Origin of the sequence: Cohnella nanjingensis (assembly GCF_014212125.1) — a bacterium.
Taxonomy (GTDB): Bacteria; Bacillota; Bacilli; order Paenibacillales; family Paenibacillaceae; genus Cohnella; species Cohnella nanjingensis.
The window spans coordinates 14,970-33,157 of record NZ_JACJVP010000018.1 but is presented as its reverse complement, the minus strand read 5'-3'; the positions used below and the strand labels follow the sequence as shown (position 1 = coordinate 33,157).

The following is an 18,188-nucleotide window of genomic DNA, read 5'->3' as shown; positions in this document are numbered from 1 at the left end:
TTCGCTTCCCCTCACTTCGTGACTTTCTTCTGTTGCTGCAGGAGCCTGGATACGCCTGCGAAGGTGCTGATAGACGTCTCGTCGGACACTTCGAGGGCGACGGGGAATTCGCTTAGCGCTTCCCGCGCGCTCTCCAGGAACAGCTCCTTGCTCTTGACGATCTGGCCGCCGATGACGACGGCTTCGGGCCGGAACGACCGCAGGAAAGGCAGCAGCATCTCCCCGATCATGGCGCCGAATCGCCGGAACACCGCGATGGCCCGTTCATCGCCCGCTTTGGCCATTTCGGCGGCATTCTTGACGTCCAGGCTGTCGCCGTCGAACCCGGCCTCCTGCAGGAGCCGGACGATGCCCCGCTTGGAGATGTAGTCGTCGACGACGGATTCCCGGAAAGGCTGATTGTAGATCCAGCCGTGCTCGGGCACATCCTGCCGGTACTTCACCAGCTCGCCCCGCTCGAGGAACGCCGATCCCGCGCCGGTACCGATCGTCAGGCACAGCGCCCGGGCGTAAGGCCCCGCCTTGCCGGACTCGTACTCGCCCAGCGCGAACAGGTTGGCGTCGTTCTCGAACACGATGTGGAACCCCGGCGAACGCTTGGCGGCGAACGCGCTCTCCTGCGCCAGCCGGTGCGCCAGCTCCTCCCGCAGGTTCACCCCGTAGATCGCTTCGAACTTGTCCACGGCCCGGATGTAGCTGATGCCCCGCTCGTAGTCGAACGGCCCCGGGAAGGCGTACCCGATGCCCTCCACCCGGAACGACCGCGCCATGATCCGGTTGGTCTGCTGCTTGACCAGATCGACGAGATGCCCGAGCAGCTGCTCTTTGGATTCCTTGGACTTGGCGGGATAGATCATATAAGTGCCCGGAACGAGCCGTCCCTGATCGTTCACGACGGCGGCTTTGATGAACAGTCCGCCGACATCAAATACGATTGCGTAGTTTCTCATGACCTGCTCTCCCATCCGCTTAAACGATCTGCCGAATCCGGATGAACCTGGGACGGTAGATGCCGCCGAACGCCTCGTGGGCGTCCCAGCTTGTCGTATTGACGTTGTAACTCGCGAGCAGCTCGCCCGGCCGCGACAGATGCGGATGCGCCTTCGCGTTGTACGTGTAAATGCCGTTGCCTTCTTCCGACTCCGATGCGGCGTAGAGCGGAATAGCGGGACCGAACGGCCCGACGGGGCTGTCTCCCGCGTAGAGCGCCACGCGATTGCCCGAGATGCCGCCCTGCTGGCAGACGATGACGTACTTGCCGTCCAGGAAGCCGCCGGTCATCGGACTCACGCTCAGCTCCGACGACACTTCCGGCACGAGCGGCGCGCAGTCTTCCTTGCGGTCGGTCCATTCGCGGCCGTCCCAGTACGTCCATCGCTCGAAACGCGCAAGGTCATCGGCCGGCACCCGGGCGGCGACCAGCCGGGTCGCCCCGTCGTTCTGCAGCCCGTAGACGTAGACGAACCCATCCGGGTTCGGCACGCCGGCTTCTTCCGTCAGAGGCAGGATCGCTGCGCCGAAATAGGTCGTATGCCCGCCCGCCGAGCGGAAGTAGAGCGGCGTATCCGCCTGCTCCTGCTCCGCCAGCAGGGGACCCTGTTCGCCTATCGGAGCGGAGACATGGGTAATGCCGTGCACCGCGAATTGGAAGCCCTCCGGTCCGTCCGGATCGGGTCCGATGATGAGCGGGAAGCAGTGGAACTTGCCGCCGACCGACGTCCCGTCCTGCAGCCAGTAGTAGGTATCTTCGTGCGCCAGCGCGCCCGGGGTTCTCGGAACGATCGCGCTCTCGGGCGCCTCTCCGTCCTGCTCCCAGTGAAAGGCGATCGCCGCGGGATCCGGACGGTCGCCGTCCAGCAGCGCATAGGAGTTGTTGATTATGACCGCGTTCACCCGCGCGTCCGTCGCCTCGTCCACCCCGCCGATGAAGGTGTCTCCGAACAGGAGCAGCGTGCGGCCGTCCGCCGCCCGCCCTTGCGCTTCCACGCCGTTTAACGGAATCGAATAGATCCCGTCGGAGCCGGTCCAGCCCGCCTTGCGATGGAAGAGCCGCGTCCAATCCTCCGCCGGCTCGGCGGCGTAGCCGCGGCCTGCGGCGAACCGGCCCGCCTCTCCCGTCAGCCGGACATATCGGGCGTGGACGGCGTCCTCCAGCTGGATAACGCCGCCGAGCGCCGCCGCGAAAGCTTCGCTCCACGCCCGGCCGTCCAAGGAATAGCTGACCCTCGCGGGCGAAGCGGAAGCGGACGCGCCGCCTTCCGTCAGATGAATCTCTCCGAGCGGATACGTCGCGCCGAAGTCGTAGATCGTCTCCTCCCCGCTCCGGTCGCCGTCCGCTTGCCGCACGCGGACGAACGAGATCGGATCTCCCTGCCGAAGGGGGGGATGCGTATGGCGGTTGTCGTTCATCTTCGAAGTCCCCCTTTTCTCTGGTCGATGAATGGTATGGATGCCCTCAGGACGCGGGACCGATCTCTCGGATCCGAATCCAGCGGGGATGATAGATATCGGCGTTGCTCGCATTCTCGGCCAAGCTCGTCGAATTGACGTTGTAGGTGACCAGCAGCTCGCCCTCCCCGGACAGGTGGGGATGCGCCTTGGCGTTGTAGGTCACGATGTCTTGCCCCTGCCCGAGCTCCGGCGTATGGTAGAGCGCCGTCATCGGCCCGAACGGACCGGCCGGCGAATCGCCGACCGCATAGGCGACAACCCCGCCGGTCGAATTCCGCTCGCAGACGAGCAGATACTTGCCTTGCCAGCGTCCCGCCTTCATCGGCGTCACGCTAAGTTCGGGGGATACGCCTTCCGCGAGCGGCGCGGCATCCTCGATCCGCTCCGACCATGTCCGGCCGTCCCAGAAGCGCCACTGCGACGGATCGCCGAGAGCGGCCGGCAGCGCGCGGGCGACGAGGAGCCGCTTGTCGCCCGTCGGTTCGGCCTTGTAGCCGTACGTATAGATATAGCCGTCCGGCTGCGGCGCGCCCGCCTCTTTCGTGTTGTCGAGGATGCCCGCGCCGAAGACGAGCTCGCCGCCGTCCGGCAGCTTGCGGTACAGCGGCGTATCCGACTGCTTCTGCGCCGCATAGTCCGGGACGCCGTCCTTCAGCGGCACCGAGATATGCGTCACGCCGCGGATCGCGAACTGGAAGCCCGGCGGCTGGGCCGGGTCCTTGACCATCAGCAGCGGGAACAGATGCAGCTGTCCGTCCTTCGCGATCCCGTCCTGCAGCCAGTACCAGCTGCCCGGCAGCGCCTTCGCCTGCTCCGTGTGCGGGGAGAACAGCGACAGGTCGGCCGACTTCGGCACCCATTCGAAGCGGATGGCGGCCGGATCCGGCAGCGCCCCGGCGAGCAGGCCGACCGAATTGTTGACGATCGCCCCGGACTCCCTCGCCCGCGATACCGGCTGCACCTGCCCCGCGTACGTATCGCTGAAGAGGAAGAGCGTCTTCGTGTCCGCTCCCGCGGAGCCGGGTTGGTCGGAGGCGTCTCCCAGCGGGACGGAGAAGATCCCGTCGGCCCCCGTCCAGCCCTCGTAACGGCTGAACAGCCCGGTCCATTCGGGCGCCGGTTCGGCCGCGACGCCGGCTCCGGCGACGAAGCGAAGCGCGCTGAGGCCATAGAGCGCCCGACCCGCTTCCTCCGCGCCCCAGTTGCCCTGCCCGGCTCCGCCTTGCGGGACCAGCTTCACGTAGCGGGCCGGCACGCCGCCGAAGTCGACGGCTTCATGCCCGCCGTCCAGATTGGTCGCCGCGAGCCGGTCGCTCCCGTCGGCCTGAGCGAACCGGTACGGATAGCCCTTGCCCTTCAGTTCGGACCACGTCTCGCCGTCGATCGAGTAGGAGATGCCGACGTCGCGCAGCCCTCGCGCGCCGAGCGGGCTGCCCGCCTCGTCCTTGCCGTTGTAGTTCCAGATCCGCATCTCGCCGAGCGGATAGGTGCCGCCGAGATCGACCGTAATCGACGCCTCGCCAGACGGACCGGCGCGCAGCAGCCACATCGTGCGCGGATCGTTGCCGTGCGCGGCGTTCTTGCCGGACGCGCCGGACAGGCCATAGCCGTTCACGGCGTTCTCCGGATGGGAAGCCTCGGCCTCGCCGCCGGCGTCGCTCGCCCCGACCGGGTCGATGAGTCCGCCGTAGACCACTTCCCGGGCATAACGATAGAACCGCGCCTCCGCGAGTCCGAAGACGCGCGCGTCCGCACCGCCTTCCGCCGCGGCCCAATTCCCGTTGCCCGGCGCTTCCGCCGCCGTCAGCTTGACGTAGCGGGCCGGAACGCCGCCGAAGCGGATCGGGCTGTGCCGGCCGTCATCCAGATTCGTCGGGCCGAGACGGTCGGAGCCGTCGGCTTTGGCGAGCCGGTACGGGTATCCGTCGCCCCGCCATTCCTCCCATATATCTCCATCCGCCGAGAGGGAGACGGCGACGTCCTTCAGCCCTCGATCGAGCAGCCCCGCGCCCGGCGAATTGTTGTCCTGCTCGTTGTAGTTCCAGATCCACATCTCTCCCAGCGGCTCCACGCGTCCCAGATCGAACGTCAGGGCCGCCGCTTCGCCCGCTTCCGTGCGCACGCACCACATCGTGCCGCCGCGGTTGCCGTGCGTATGCGACTTGGCTTCCGCGCCGGACATGCCGGACTGATCCGCCGCGCGATTCGCGGCGCACTTGTCCATCGCCTTGCCGTCTACGGCGGCGACGGGAATGAACGAGCCGTAGCCGACCGCCTCCGCGGCCTTGGCTTTGCTCCCCTTGCCCAGCGGACCTACCGCCCACCACGAGGCTGCAGCCAGCACGACGACCGCTGCCGCGCCCGCTAGGACGTACCGCATTCGTCTTATCATCGGGGCAACCCCATTTCCGCCCATTGCCGCGCTCGCGAACCGCATGCTACTTCTGGTCGGAGCCCTCGTAATAGACCCATCTCGAACTCGTCTTCATAATGATCAGCGTCAGCACCATGGCGATGATCAGCAGCACCCAAGCCAGCGCGGACGCATAGCCCATCTGCAGATCCTTGAACGCCTTGTTGTACAGATACAGCGCATAGAACATCGTCGCGTTGTTCGGGCCGCCGCCCGTCATGATGTAAGCCTGGATGAACACCTGGAAGCCGCCGAGCACGCCCATGATCACGTTGAAGAAGATCGTCGGCGTGAGCATCGGGATCGTGATGTTCCAGAACTGGCGGAGCCGGCCCGCCCCGTCGACGGTCGCCGCTTCGTAGAGGCTTCTCGGCACGCCTTGCAATCCGGCCAGATAGATGATCATCGTGCCGCCTACGGCCCACAGATTCATCAGGACCATGGAGGGTTTGGCCCACAGCTCCTCGGTCAGCCATCCGGGACCGGTTATGCCGAAGTTCGCGAGGAACGTGTTGATCAGGCCGAAGTTGCCGTCCAGAATCCATTGCCACAGCAGCGCCACGGCGACGCCGGAGACGACGCTCGGCAGGAAGAAGATCGTCCGGAACACCCGGATGCCGAACACCTTCTGATTCATCAGGATGGCGACCAGCACGCCGAGGACCGTGTTCAGCGGCACGCTCAGCGCGACGTAGTACAGCGTATTGCCCAAGCTCTTGAAGAAGAGCGGGTCCTGGGTGAACATGAACTTGTAATTGAGCAGCCCGATCCACTTGGGCGCGCTGTAGATGTTGTACGAGGTGAAGCTCAAATAGAGCGAGAACAGAATCGGGAAACCCATGAAGATGAGAAACCCGATCAATCCCGGCGAGAAGAACAAATAACCGTTCAGCGCTTCCCTGGTGCTTAACTTCATCGCTCGTCTTTCGCGCACGGCGAATCGTACCCCTTTCTGAGCGTTTCATCCGCCCGCCTCAGAGGCGGACGGACGAAACCGAAGGTCTCTTATTTCGTCTTGTTGAAGTTCGCGACGGCATTCTCGGCATTCTTTTGCGCGCCGTCGAGGAACTCCTTCGGATCTTTGCCGGAGTTCAGAACCGCTTGCTCGACCGGGTCGAGGTTGCCATGCCACGACGGCATCGCTTCGATATACTCGATGAAGCGCGAATACTGCATCTGATCGACGATCATCTTCCAGTTCGGATCCTCCATGAACTTCGGATCCTGGGCCGCCTTCATGTTGGAGACGAGCGAGCCGGACGCTTCGTGGATCTTCACCTGCACGTCCGCGCTCGTCAGGTACTTCATGAGCTCCCATGCCGCCGCCGCGCGCTTGTCGTCCTTGTTGTTCACGAGCTCGAGGTCGAAGCCGGCAGACCAGCTGGCAGGCGTCTTGGTGTACGGGATCGGAGCGACGCCGAATTCGAGGTCGGGCGCGCGGGTCTTGATTTCCTGGTACAGGTTGTTGACGTCGACGATCATCGCGGCCTTACCTGCGATGAACGGGCTGAATCCGAGCGCGCTCGCTTGCGAGTTGAACGCGGACATCGCCTTGACGCCGTACTTGTCCTGAATCTTCTTCTCCCATTGGAGCGCTTCGAGGTTCTCCGGCTTGTTGAAGGTCGGTTTGCCTTCGTCATCCCAGAAGCCGCCGCCGTTCGCCCAAGCGAGCGTCCACAAGTGCAGGTTGCCGAGCGCCGGGGAGAACCCGATGACGTCGAGCATTTTCTTGTCGTTCCACTTGGTCAGCTTGTCGGCGTACTGCTCGAGCTCATCCCAGTTCGCCGGCGGTTTGTTCGGATCGAGACCCGCGTCCGTGAACATTTTCTTGTTGTAGTAAAGGACGCGAACGTCCGTGTCGTTCGGCATGCCGTACATCTTGCCTTCGTACTTCATAAGGTCGACGAGCACCGGGAAGTAGTCGCCCAGGTTGACGCCGTCCTGCTGGATGAAGTCGTCCGTGCTCAGGATCGCGCCAGTCTTGGCGCGGGACGGCACCGTGCTCGTGTCGTTCAGGGCGAGGTCCGGTCCGCTGCCCGCCGCCATCGCCGTGGACAGCTTCGTCCAGTAATCGAAGAAGTTCACGCCGAGCTGCTCGACCGTGATGTTCGGGTGCTGGTCGTGGAAGTCCTTGAGGAGCTGATCGGTCAGGTCCTTCATCGGGCCGTCCGTGTAGATGTGCCAATAAGAGATGGTGACCGGTTCATCCGCCGGAGAAGCGCTGGCGGAAGCCGAACCGGATGCGGGCGCGCTGGGCGAAGCGGACGGACTTGCGTTCCCGTTGTTGTCTTTGTTGCCGGAGCAAGCCGCCAGCATCGACGAGAGCATGACGGTCGTGAGCATGAGGACGAGTGCTTTTTTCTGTTTCATCGTTTCCATGTGACCTCCCATATTGAGCGATTCGATAATCCTGGTTCCGACTAGCCGATATCCATCGCTGTCCGCGAAGAGCCGCATCCCCCCTCTCATGCGTAAGTGGCAACTGCCTTTGCCTTTGCCTTTGCCTTTGCCTTTGCCTTTGCCTTTGCCTTTGCCAGTGCCAGTGCCAGTGCCTGTGCCTGTGCCAGTGCCTGTGCCTGTGCCAGTGCCAGTGCCAGTGCCAGTGCCAGTGCCAGTGCCAGTGCCAGTGCCAGTGCCAGTGCCTTTGGTCTAGCCTTTCACGCCGGTCAAAGTCACGCCTTCGATGAAGTAACGCTGGAAGGAGAAGAACAACGCCAGCGTCGGCAGCATGACGAGCAGCGAGGCCGCCATCATGACGTTCCACCGCGTGCCGTACTGCTGCTGGAAGCTCCGCAGCCCGAGCATCAGCGTGAACTTGTTGGTATCGTTGAGGTAGATGAGCGGTCCCTGGAAGTCGTTCCAGACGAGGGTGAAGGTGAAGATGCCGAGCGTCGCGAGCGCCGGCTTCGACAGCGGCATGAAGATCCGCCACCAGGTGTAGAGCTCGGTGCAGCCGTCGATCTTGGCCGCTTCGCTCAGCTCCTTCGGGATCGTCATGAAGAACTGGCGCATCAGGAAGATGTAGAACGCGCTGCCGAAGAAGAAGGGCACGATGAGCGGCAGATACGTGTTGATCCACCCGAGCTCCTTGAACAGGATGAACAGCGGGATCATCGTCACCTGTCCGGGCAGCATCATCGTCGCCAGCATCACCACGAACCAAGCGTCACGGCCCGGCCACCGCAATCTGGCGAAGGCGTAGGCGACGAACGACGAGGACAGCATGGAGCCGATCATGCACAGCACGGTGATGAGCACCGTGTTCCACGTATAGCGCAGGAACGGGAACGAATGGACGGCTTTCTTGTAGTTATCCCAGTGGAACGGGTCCGGAACCCACTTGGGCGGAATCTCGAAGAGCCCCGTATCCCCCTTGAGAGAGGTCGACAGCAGCCACACGAGCGGAAGGATAAAGGCGGCGCTTCCGAGCAGGAGCAGCGCGTAGACCACGATTCGATGGAGTATTGTGTCCGATTTCAGTGCCATATTCTAATCTCCCATCTCCTATGAATCCGCTTACAGCATCAATCCCATTTTAAAGCCCGCCGCTCGGATTCGTCTTTTTGTTTAGGCGTCGCGTTTTTACAAAATCGAGACATGCGAAGGTAGAGGCAAACGAGACGGGCGGGAGTCGGGGGAAAACGGAAGGTCGGGGGTTAGGGGAAACGGGAGGACGGGAGTGGGTGGTGATCGTGACGGGCGGGAGTTGAGGATGGTGGGAGTGGGTGGTGATCGTGACGGGCGGGAATAGGGGTGAAACGGAAGGTGGGGAGTTGAACGAAGACGAGGCAGGTGGGAGTTTGGGGATGCTGGGAAAGGTGAGCGTTGTGGCTGGCTGGTCGAGATGGGCAAGTTTGGGGAAGGAAGAGAAAAACGAGGGGGATGATGGTTCCGTTTCGGTCGGAGCCAAACACCGGACATCAAATAAGTTGTAAAAGTACAAACTTTTCGGCAGCAATCGCGATAAAAATGCCAATATGTTGTAAAAGTACATCTTTTTTAGGGAAAAACGATCGATTTCCCGTAATCGGCCTTAATAAGTTGTACGAAAGCAACTAATTCGGTTTAAACCCCCTCCATCGCCGAAATAAGTTGTACAAATGCGACTAATTCGATGGGACGCGCGAATGCAAAGTCCGAAGCCTCGGCCAACTTAATTCGATGGCTCGAATGCAAGGTCCGAAGCCACGACCAGCTTAATTCGATGGCGCGCGCGAATGTTGCAGGATCCGAAGCCCCTCGGCCAACTTCGCGAAGCCGCGCTCCGTCCGATGCCATAAAAAAAGCGCCTCCCGCGCCAAGCGCAAGGAGCCGCCCTTTCACCGCCGCTCTTTCCCCCATCTGCGTCGCGATCCTCAGATCAAATCGACCATCCACCCGAACGGATCGGACTCGCTGCCGCGCTGGATGCCGGTGACCGCGTCGTAGAGCCGCTTCGCGAGCGCCCCCGTCACGCCGCCTCCGATCACCTGCGGCTCGCCTTGCCACTGCAGCTCTCCGATCGGCGAGACGACGGCGGCCGTCCCCGTCCCGAACGCTTCCAGCAGCGTGCCCGCGCGATGCGCTTCCACAAGCTCGTCGATCGAGAGGCTGCGCTCTTCGACGGCGATGCCCCAATGGCGCAGCAGTCGGATCACCGAGTCCCGCGTCACGCCGGCGAGGATGCTGCCGCTCAACGCGGGCGTAACGACGGTCTCGCCGAGCCGGAAAAAGACGTTCATGCTGCCGACTTCCTCGATGTACTTCCGGTGCACGCCGTCCAGCCACATGACCTGAGCGTATCCCAGCTTCGACGCTTCCTCCTGCGCCTTGAGCCCGGCCGCGTAGTTGCCCGACGTCTTGGCTGCTCCGACGCCGCCGGCGACCGCCCGGACATAGTCCGGTTCGACGTGGATGCGGACCGGACGAATCCCCTCCGCGTAGTAGGCGCCCACGGGGGACAGGATGACGATCAGCCGGTACTGCCGCGACGGCGCCACGCCGAGCAAGGGCTCGGTCGCGATGATGAAAGGCCGGATATACAGCGACGTGCCCTCGGTGCCCGGGACCCAGTCCCGATCGGCCAAGATCAGCTGCCTCAGCGCCTCCAGCACCAGCTCCTCATCCAGCAAGGGAACGCTGAGGCGCACGTTGGAGCGGTTCATCCTGCTCAGATGCGCATCCGGCCGGAATAACCGGATCCGGCCGTCCTTCGCCCGGAACGCCTTCATCCCTTCGAAGACGGTCTGCCCGTAATGGAATACCTTGGCCGCCGGATCCATCACGAGCGGCTGATAGGGCACGATGCGCGGGTCATGCCATCCGATGCCGGCGTCATAATCCATCATGAACATGTGATCTGTAAAATGGGTGCCGAACCCCAGCTCCTGCTGCGGCGGCTTCGGCTTCTTGCTCGCCGCCGGCTCTCTTGCGATCGTATAGGCCATGCGTGTGCCCCTCTCCTCGGACGATATACGCTTAGTTGTATCGTATGCCAACCGATTGTATATTTGAAATATCTGTTTTGTACTTCAAACATACTCTTAAGGTATGGATTCGAAAGGAGGCGGCACTCGGTGGATATGCGACAGCTTCGCTACTTCCTGACGGTGGCGCAAGAAGGACAGGTCACGAGCGCGGCCAAGCTGCTCCATATGGAGCAGCCCCCGCTGAGCCGGCAGCTCAAGCTCATGGAACAGGAGCTTGGCGTTACGCTGTTCGACCGCAGCGGCAAGCGTCTTAAGCTGACGCACGCCGGGGAGCTGCTGCGCGTGCGGGCCGAGCAGCTGCTGCACCAATTCGACGAGAGCCTGAAGGAAGTGCAGGAGCTGGACGAAGGCGTGCAGGGCGTGCTCGCAGTCGGGGCCGTCGTCTCCTGCATCTCCCTGCTGCCCGACACGCTCCGCAAGTTCCGGGAGCAGTATCCGCTCGTCACCTTCAAGATTCGGGAAGGCGACCACTTCCTGCTCGGCGAGCAGCTCGACAAGCGGGAGATTGAACTCGTGGTCGCCCGCCTCCCCTTCGAAGCGCCCGGCGAATCCGACCGCTACGCCGTGAAGCCCCTGCCCTCCGATCCGTTCGTCGCCCTCGTCCCCCGCTCCTGGACGCTGCGGCCGGACGGCTCTGCGCACCGCCTGAGCCTGGACGAGCTCGCCGGCCACCCGCTGATCACGCTGAAGACGGAACGGACGGTCGCTATGCACGGGAGCGTCATGCGGGCGTTCGCCGACGCGGGCCTTGCGCCGCGCGTCCTCTGCGAATGCTCGAGCGTCGCCATTACGCTCGCGCTCGTGGCGGCCGGCATCGGCGCGACCCTTCTGCCGAAGTCCGTCCTGACTTCGTTCCCGCTGACCGATATCCGGATGTTCGAGCTGGCCAGCGCCGGCTTCGAATCCGACGTCGGTATCGTCTGGCTGAAGGACCGGTATCTCTCCAAGCGCGCTCGGCGCTTCATCGACTTGTTCTAGGACTTGTTCTAGGCGCCCCCCTCCATTCGCAGGAGACCAAAAAACGCACAGTAATAGGGCGTCCGGTTAACAGCTGATAACCGGGCGCCCTATCCTTCCTCATCCTCGCTATTCAATTTTTCCTTTACGCTCCTATCTTAGGTATTGGAGATTCGTCCTGCGAACTGGCGAACTGCTTCTTGAGTTCCCGCATATCCGTGCCGCCGAGTCAAGCAGATGCTGGGCGGAGTAATTGCTGCGCTTTCTCCATCCCCGGATATGCTTCGCTTTCCTGGCCCATTGGACTATCCCCTTTCCTTTTGGTTGGTTTCATTATAGCCGACGGACAATTATTATTCAAATATTCTGACTATTCATATTTCGACAAAAAAAGCCTATTCCGCCGATCGAACCGGGTGAACCGAGGTTTCGCTCCGTTTTTTAACGCTTTGCTCGCTTTTTGAATGCGCTTACCTTGTCCGGGCTCGGACGTTCGCCTGTTTAGGCTTTAGCCCGCATACGAGGGCTGTTGCTCTGGAGAATCGTTGCCTTAGGCCATCTGGACAAGGACGGGCGACGGTCAAAACTTCTGCTCGCCCGAAGGGAACCCGGCACCCAGCGAATCGAGGTCCTGTCGTAGGATCACGGCAGGACCTCGCCACCGCGCCGCTTAGTCGGAGACGATCGCTGCGGATCTCTCCGACCAAGTGGCGCTTGCCGGAGAACCGACCGCCGGCTTCTCCCCTTTTTGCAGCTGATACATCTTGAAATAACGGCCCTGCAGCGCCATCAGCTCGTCGTGGTTGCCCCGTTCGACGATCTCGCCTCGATGCAGCACGAGGATCTGATCCGCCTCCCGGATCGTCGACAGCCGGTGCGCGATAACGAGCGTCGTCCGTCCGTGGCTGACGACCTGGAGCGCCCGCTGGATCAGCCCTTCGGTCTCGCTGTCGATGCTGGCGGTCGCCTCGTCCAGGATGAGGATGGACGGATCGAACGCCAAGGCGCGGGCGAAGGAGATGAGCTGGCGCTGACCGGAGGACAGCGTGCTCCCCCGCTCCACCACCTGCTCGTCGTAGCCGTTCGGCAGCTGCTCGACGAAGGCTGCCGCCCCAACCTCCGCCAGCGCGCGCTTTACGCGATCGATCGTGATGTCGGGGTTGTAGAGGCTGACGTTGGACTTGATGTCGCCGGCGAACAGGAACGGATCCTGCAGCACGATGCCCATGTGTTTGCGGAGCTCCTGCTTGGACAGCGTGGAGATGTCGCGGCCATCGATCGTGATGACGCCTTGATCCGGCTCGTAGAACCCGAGCAGCAGGTTCATGATCGAGCTCTTGCCGGAGCCGGTGTGGCCGACCAACGCGACCGTCTCGCCCCGGCGGGCTTCGAAGGAGATGCCCTTCAGCACATTCTCCCCAGTCTTGTAGGCGAAGGTCACGTCCTGGAACCGCACGACCCCTTCCGGACGAGCGGCGTCGTCCGCCTGCTCGACCTCCTTGCCCTCCATGTCCAGGATCGCGAACACTTTGTCCGCCGATACGAATGCCCGCTGCGCGTTCGTCAACTGATCGAAGATCCCGATAATCGGCTGGAAGATCCGGCCCAGGTAGTCGATGAACGCATACAGCACCCCGAAGGAGAAAGCCGCCGTCGCGAGCGACTCGCCGCCGAAGTACCAGATGACCATCGCGGTCACCAAGCTTCCGATCGTGCCTACGATATTGCGGGAAGACAGGGAGAAGACGCGGAATTGCTTGATCTGGTTCACGTAGCGGTCCACGTTCAGCGACTCGAACTCCTCGCGCGTCTTCCGTTCGCGGCGGAACGCCTGAATGATCGGCATAACGGTGATCGATTCGTTGATCATGGCGTTCATATCGCTGAGCCGGGCGCGCATGATCGTGATGAACACCTTCGAGTACTTCAGATGAACCGCCATGATGATCGCGAATAGCGGCGGCAGCAGCAGGCAGAACAACGCCAGCCGCGCGTCCAGGATGAACAGGGCGACGAAGATGCCCGCGAGCTGGATGAGGCTCACGACGAACGTCGCCATGAAGCTCATGAACAGGTCGCGAACGGCTTCCGTGTCGTTGGCGATCCGGGAGACGACTTGTCCGATCGGCGTGTTGTCGAAGTAGCGCAGCGGAATGCGGTGAATATGGCCCATGAGGTCCATCCGCATGTTCCGGATGATGCGGAGCGCCGTCGACTGCAGGAGATACGACTGCGAGTAATTGCACACGCTCGCGGCCAGGAGCAGCCCCATGTACAGGGCGAGCAGCCCGAGCACGGCCGACCAGTCGCCGCTCGTCCCGTTCGTCGTCAGATGGCGGTCGATGATGGTCTTCGTAATATACGGTCCGCCAAGCTCGGCGCCGACGGCGACGACAAGCAGGAGCAGCGCGCCCGCGATCCGGAACTTGTAGGCGAGCGCGTACCCGAGCAGCCGTCTCGCCGTGGATTGCTTCGAATTCATGAACAGCCTCCTAGGTCAGGGTCGCCATTATTCATAAGATCTATATGCGAACTTTAATTGCTTACTATTCGGCCAGGATGAACGTCTCATCCTTTCTACTCAGACGCGTCAGTACGCTTCTTCTCTCCGCGCGCGCCCGCGCTCACTCTTCAAGACTCGCTTCCATCTGCTGCCGGTCCCACTGCTCCCTATACCAGCCGCCGAACAGCAGCAGCTGTTCATGCGTGCCTTCCTCGACGACGCGTCCCTCGTCCAGTACTAGGATCCAGTTCGCGTGGCTGACGGCGGACAGCCGGTGCGTCGCGATCAGCGTCGTCTTGCCCGCGCGCTCCTGCCGGATGTGCCGGAGGATGCGCGCCTCCGTGCGGGCGTCGACCGCGGACAGCGCGTCGTCCAGCAGCAGGATCTCCGAATCCACGAGCAAAGCCCGGGCGATCGCGAGACGCTGCTTCTGCCCGCCGGACAGCATGACGCCGTTCTCGCCGACGATCGTATCCAGCCCCTGGGCCATGCCCGCGATGTCCTCCGTGAACGAGGCCATCTCGACTGCCTTCGCGATCTCCGCCTCTGTAGCTTCAGGCTTGCCGAGCGCGATATTGTCGCGGATCGACTTGGACAGCAGCAGATGCTCCTGCGGCACGTAGGCGACCCACCTCTTCATCCGGTCGATGGCGATGCGCTCCACGGAGACGTCCGAGAGGAGGAGCTGCCCCGGATCGACCGGGTATTGGCGCAGCAGCTGCTTCAGCAGCGTACTCTTGCCGCTCCCCGTCCGCCCGACGATGCCGAGCGTCTCTCCCCGCTCCAGCTTGAACGAGACGTCCGAGAGGCTAGGGTGGGCCGCCGTCGGATAAGTGAACGTCAGATGGTTCATCTCGATCTGCGCGGGGATCGCGACGTCGACCGGCGCGTCGGCGTCCTTCATATCCGGCTCCTGGGAGAGCGCCGTCTCGAGCCGGTCCGCGGAGGCGCTGCCGCGCTGCAGTACGTTGATGAATTCGCCGAATGAGATCATCGGCCAGATCAGCATGCCCAGATAGATGTTGAAAGAGATCAATTGCCCGAGCGTGATCTGCTGTTCGATGACCAAGTATGAGCCGTAGCCGATCCCGATGGAGTAGCTCACGCCGACGATGAGCGAGATGAGCGGCTGGAAGAGCGCGTTTAGCTTGGATACCTGCTTGTTCTTGTTCATGACCTCCGTCGTGACGCGGCCGAACGCGGCGAGGTCGGCGTCTTCCTGCACGTACGAGCGAATAACGCGGATGCCGGAGATCGACTCCAGCGCATGCTCGTTCATCCGGCCGAACGAGGCCTGCGCCTCCATGAAGCGCACACGCACTTTGCGGCCCAGCCGGTTGATCACGACCGCCAGGAAGGGCAGCGGGATCAGCGCCGCGAGCATCAGCTTGAAGTCGATAAAGGAGATCATCGTGACGATGACGACCGTGGCGCCTACGAGCGTGTTCACCAGCGTCATGACGCCGTAGCCGGCCGTCTGCCCGATGGCGAGTATGTCGTTCGTCGCCAGGGCCATCAGCTGCCCCGTACTGTTGCGCTGGTAGAACGAAGGCGTCATTCTCGTCAGATGGCCGAGCATGCGCCCCCGGAGCAGCTTCTCGATCAGCGCCGAGTTGCCGAACAACGTCGTAATCCACACATAGACCATTCCGTACAGCAGCAGGGCAAGTCCCACCAGAATCAAGACCGTCTGGGTCAAGCCCGCGCGCGTCAAGTCTCCGTCGCGAATATGGTCGACGGTGTTGCCGATTAGCTTGGGCGGGATCGTCGTTAGCAGGCTGACGATCGTCATGAGCCCGATCGCCAGCGCATAGCTGCCCCATCTCTCTCTAAAAAACCATTGAAGCCGCGTTACGAAGGACAAAGATTCCACCTCGATTCGGATGAGCGAGCATGACATGCCCTCCTATTATAGACGAAGCTGACTGGCATTTCTTGTCGGGTTCGCACTATTTTTTCGACAGGCGCCTTGTACGGTTGCCTTCACCGTCATGGTTATCTGGAGGCGGCCAACTATTGGGGCGAAGGAGGAAACCGCCGGGAAGCGATCAATCCGTTCAAAGCGAGGACCTTTGCCGATGGCGCAGACTCCCGGAATGGGAGGGCCCGATTGATCGGAATCTGAGTCTGAATCATCGAAAAGGCGAAACAGGGGGGCAAGAAATGGTACAGCGGATTACCGAGTTGATGGACGCGTACGGCTTCATGGGTATCTTACTGCTCATCGCCTTGGAGTATCTCTTCCCGCCGATCTCATCAGGTGTTAATGCGATGGCGGTGATCATCGTATCGTCTACGCTGGGGGTCCGTCTCGGGGCGATATTGCTGTACGGGGCCGGTCGGCTGCTGAACATGGAGCGGCTGGAGCGGATCGTGGAGCGAAACGGCCGAATCCTGCGCCTGACGCCGAAGGACACCCTGAAGGCGAACGACTGGTTCGCCAAGTACGGCGCATGGACGGTGCTGTTCTGCCGGCTGGTTCCACTCCTTTGGAGCCTGAACTCGATCCCGACCTTCGCCTCGCGCAAGCGGCTGCTCGCCGGCAAATAAACGCCGTTCAGTCTTCCTCCGGCAGATGCGTCCTGCAGAACTCGGCAAGTTCGGCCTCTTCCTCGGCTTCGAGATCGAAATCGAGGTACCGGTTCGTCGTTTTCTCCATCAGGTGGTACGTCACGATCCCGGACTTGTCTTCATCCACCTTGAATACCACTTTGACGTATACGCCGTTCTCGTTATACAGCTCGTCCTCCTCATCCACGTCCAGATCGAGCAGAAATTCATAGCGCTTGCCGGACAGGATCCGGAACGGGTCCTTGACCAACTCCGCGCTGTATTCCGTAATATTCACGGTTCTTGCCTCCTCGGTTATCGATCGGTCTCTTATTCTACACCAGAAGGACGGGAGGATCCATACGCGCCTTCCACGCCGTTCAGAAAGTCGAGATGCCGAAACCCCCAGGTGCACATGTCGCCCAGGACCGGCGCGAGCGTCTTCCCGTGCTTGGAGAGGGCGTATTCGACTTTGGGCGGAATCTCCTGATAGACCGTGCGTACGACCAGTCCGTCCCGCTCCAGCTCCCGCAGCTGATTCGTCAGCATGCCCTGGGTGACCTCCGGGAGCAGGCGGCGCAGCTCTCCGAACCGCTTGGTCCCTTCCTGCAGCAGGATGAACAGGATCAACGGCTTCCACTTCCCGCCGATCGCCGTAAGCGTAGCCAGCACCCCTTGGGTCTCCGGAGAATCGTGCGTGCGCTCGGGCATGTTCCCCGCCTCCTTTCGCTTCCGCGGTCTTATCGTCTCCTGTTAATGTACCAGAGTATGCGGATTTGCGACAGTACGACGACTATTCATACTTAGTACGTTTTTCAGGACTATGTACGATAAAAGAGCGTACTTCACAATGAACGACCTTCCGTCTCATAATGGGGCCATGCAAGCGAAAACGATCCAAACCCCAGGGAGGAAGATGTCTCATGAAAACGATGGTAATCGTAGCGCACCCCAATTTGAAGGATTCCCGCGCGAATCAGGCGTTGGCAGATGCGCTTCAAGGCCATGCGGATGTCGACGTTCGCGATCTCTATCTGGAATATCCCGACTGGCGCATCGACGTGGAAAAGGAACAGCGGCAGCTGCTCCAATACGACCGGATCGTGTTCCAGTTTCCGTTCTACTGGTACAGCTGTCCGCCTCTCCTGAAGAAATGGATGGATGACGTGTTCACGTACGGCTGGGCGTTCGGACCTGGCGGCGAGCATCTGAAGGGCAAGGAGTTCGTGATGGCCACGACGACGGGCGGCCCCGAGAACGGCTACCAGCCCGGCGGCTACAACGCGTTCACGGTGGGAGAGCTGCTGCGGTCGATCCAGAACACGATCATGCGCTGTCACGGCACGTACCTCCCCATCTTCGTCAGCTACGGCGCCGCCCATCTCTCGGACGGCGAGCTCGCGCAGGAAGCGCTCCGCTATGCGGCTTACGTCCGTACGCCCGTTCTCGCAACCGCCCATTAAGCGGCGGCTGGCTGCGTCAGGGGCAGGAGATCCGGAAGCAAGCCATTCCTTTTCGGTTCATTACAATGCGGGGATGTGCGATTCGGTTCATCAGAATGCGGGGATGTGCGATTCGGTTCATCAGAATGCGGGGATGTGCGATTCGGTCATGTGCCGGAGAATGCGCCAATGTGCAGTAAAAGCTTCCGCACTTCCGGCTATGCGCCCGTAAATGCGGCGATGTGAAGTAAAATCTTCCGCACTTCCGGCCATGTACCCGTAAATGCGGCGATGTGCAGTAAAATCTTCCGCTCATCCGACTATGCGCCCCTAAATGCGCCAATGTGCAGTAAAATCTTCCTCACTTCCGGCTATGCGCACGTGAATTCGCCAATGGCAAGCCG

14 protein-coding genes are annotated in these 18,188 nt (G+C 61.8%); 3 read left to right on the top strand and 11 right to left on the bottom strand.

Translation table 11 applies throughout. From position 1 onward, the window contains the following. Positions 1 to 11 precede the first annotated feature (11 nt). The 7 genes from H7C19_RS10900 to H7C19_RS10870 all read right to left on the bottom strand — a co-directional run bounded on the left by H7C19_RS10900 (position 12) and on the right by H7C19_RS10870 (position 10,290). Positions 12 to 950 carry an ROK family protein gene (locus tag H7C19_RS10900; protein WP_185142683.1) on the bottom strand — a complete coding sequence of 313 codons (939 nt, stop codon included), beginning with the start codon at positions 948 to 950 and terminating at the stop codon, positions 12 to 14. Between the two features lie 19 nt (positions 951 to 969). After that, entirely contained in the window at positions 970 to 2,409 is a 1,440-nt protein-coding gene (locus H7C19_RS10895) for a DUF5005 domain-containing protein (protein WP_185142682.1), read from the bottom strand. 46 nt (positions 2,410 to 2,455) lie between these two features. Next, positions 2,456 to 4,843: a DUF5005 domain-containing protein gene (locus H7C19_RS10890; protein WP_185142681.1), complete on the bottom strand. Its 2,388-nt coding sequence runs from the start codon at positions 4,841 to 4,843 to the stop codon at positions 2,456 to 2,458. Between the two features lie 46 nt (positions 4,844 to 4,889). Further along, entirely contained in the window at positions 4,890 to 5,798 is a 909-nt protein-coding gene (locus H7C19_RS10885) for a carbohydrate ABC transporter permease (RefSeq protein ID WP_313731555.1), read from the bottom strand. Positions 5,799 to 5,869: 71 nt separating this feature from the next. Then, positions 5,870 to 7,243 (bottom strand): ABC transporter substrate-binding protein, encoded by a 1,374-nt coding sequence (locus H7C19_RS10880; RefSeq protein ID WP_185142680.1) that lies wholly within the window; start codon positions 7,241 to 7,243, stop codon positions 5,870 to 5,872. A gap of 270 nt (positions 7,244 to 7,513) precedes the next feature. Beyond that, positions 7,514 to 8,350 carry a carbohydrate ABC transporter permease gene (locus H7C19_RS10875; protein ID WP_185142679.1) on the bottom strand — a complete coding sequence of 279 codons (837 nt, stop codon included), beginning with the start codon at positions 8,348 to 8,350 and terminating at the stop codon, positions 7,514 to 7,516. An 869-nt stretch (positions 8,351 to 9,219) separates the two neighbouring features. Continuing rightward, entirely contained in the window at positions 9,220 to 10,290 is a 1,071-nt protein-coding gene (locus H7C19_RS10870; protein WP_185142678.1) for a branched-chain amino acid aminotransferase, read from the bottom strand. A 129-nt stretch (positions 10,291 to 10,419) separates the two neighbouring features. On the opposite strand from H7C19_RS10870, the gene H7C19_RS10865 reads away from it, so the two are divergent. Continuing rightward, positions 10,420 to 11,310 (top strand): LysR family transcriptional regulator, encoded by an 891-nt coding sequence (locus H7C19_RS10865; protein ID WP_185142677.1) that lies wholly within the window; start codon positions 10,420 to 10,422, stop codon positions 11,308 to 11,310. Positions 11,311 to 11,959: 649 nt separating this feature from the next. On the opposite strand, the gene H7C19_RS10860 is transcribed toward H7C19_RS10865, so the two are convergent. After that, the gene (locus H7C19_RS10860; protein ID WP_185142676.1) at positions 11,960 to 13,771 is read right to left on the bottom strand and encodes an ABC transporter ATP-binding protein; all 1,812 of its coding nucleotides are present in this window, start codon (positions 13,769 to 13,771) and stop codon (positions 11,960 to 11,962) included. A gap of 142 nt (positions 13,772 to 13,913) precedes the next feature. Then, on the bottom strand, positions 13,914 to 15,692 hold the full coding sequence (locus H7C19_RS10855) for an ABC transporter ATP-binding protein (protein WP_246469429.1): 1,779 nt from the start codon (positions 15,690 to 15,692) through the stop codon (positions 13,914 to 13,916). A gap of 263 nt (positions 15,693 to 15,955) precedes the next feature. On the opposite strand from H7C19_RS10855, the gene H7C19_RS10850 reads away from it, so the two are divergent. Further along, positions 15,956 to 16,342 carry a DedA family protein gene (locus H7C19_RS10850; RefSeq protein WP_185142674.1) on the top strand — a complete coding sequence of 129 codons (387 nt, stop codon included), beginning with the start codon at positions 15,956 to 15,958 and terminating at the stop codon, positions 16,340 to 16,342. Positions 16,343 to 16,349: 7 nt separating this feature from the next. Here H7C19_RS10850 and H7C19_RS10845 read toward each other — a convergent pair whose 3' ends face one another. After that, positions 16,350 to 16,640: a DUF6509 family protein gene (locus H7C19_RS10845; RefSeq protein WP_185142673.1), complete on the bottom strand. Its 291-nt coding sequence runs from the start codon at positions 16,638 to 16,640 to the stop codon at positions 16,350 to 16,352. A 32-nt stretch (positions 16,641 to 16,672) separates the two neighbouring features. Next, entirely contained in the window at positions 16,673 to 17,053 is a 381-nt protein-coding gene (locus H7C19_RS10840; RefSeq protein WP_185142672.1) for a winged helix-turn-helix transcriptional regulator, read from the bottom strand. Between the two features lie 212 nt (positions 17,054 to 17,265). On the opposite strand from H7C19_RS10840, the gene H7C19_RS10835 reads away from it, so the two are divergent. Beyond that, complete coding sequence (locus tag H7C19_RS10835; protein ID WP_185142671.1) at positions 17,266 to 17,805, top strand: NAD(P)H-dependent oxidoreductase; 540 nt, start codon at positions 17,266 to 17,268, stop codon at positions 17,803 to 17,805. The last annotated feature ends 383 nt before the right edge of the window (positions 17,806 to 18,188 follow it).

Coding starts and splice junctions, on each gene's coding strand:
- H7C19_RS10900 (WP_185142683.1), bottom strand. CDS start 950: ATGAGAAACTACGCAATCGTATTTGATGTCGGCGGACTGTTCATCAAA.
- H7C19_RS10895 (WP_185142682.1), bottom strand. CDS start 2,409: ATGAACGACAACCGCCATACGCATCCCCCCCTTCGGCAGGGAGATCCG.
- H7C19_RS10890 (WP_185142681.1), bottom strand. CDS start 4,843: ATGATAAGACGAATGCGGTACGTCCTAGCGGGCGCGGCAGCGGTCGTC.
- H7C19_RS10880 (WP_185142680.1), bottom strand. CDS start 7,243: ATGGAAACGATGAAACAGAAAAAAGCACTCGTCCTCATGCTCACGACC.
- H7C19_RS10875 (WP_185142679.1), bottom strand. CDS start 8,350: ATGGCACTGAAATCGGACACAATACTCCATCGAATCGTGGTCTACGCG.
- H7C19_RS10870 (WP_185142678.1), bottom strand. CDS start 10,290: ATGGCCTATACGATCGCAAGAGAGCCGGCGGCGAGCAAGAAGCCGAAG.
- H7C19_RS10860 (WP_185142676.1), bottom strand. CDS start 13,771: ATGAATTCGAAGCAATCCACGGCGAGACGGCTGCTCGGGTACGCGCTC.
- H7C19_RS10855 (WP_246469429.1), bottom strand. CDS start 15,692: ATGTCATGCTCGCTCATCCGAATCGAGGTGGAATCTTTGTCCTTCGTA.
- H7C19_RS10850 (WP_185142674.1), top strand. CDS start 15,956: ATGGTACAGCGGATTACCGAGTTGATGGACGCGTACGGCTTCATGGGT.
- H7C19_RS10840 (WP_185142672.1), bottom strand. CDS start 17,053: ATGCCCGAGCGCACGCACGATTCTCCGGAGACCCAAGGGGTGCTGGCT.
- H7C19_RS10835 (WP_185142671.1), top strand. CDS start 17,266: ATGAAAACGATGGTAATCGTAGCGCACCCCAATTTGAAGGATTCCCGC.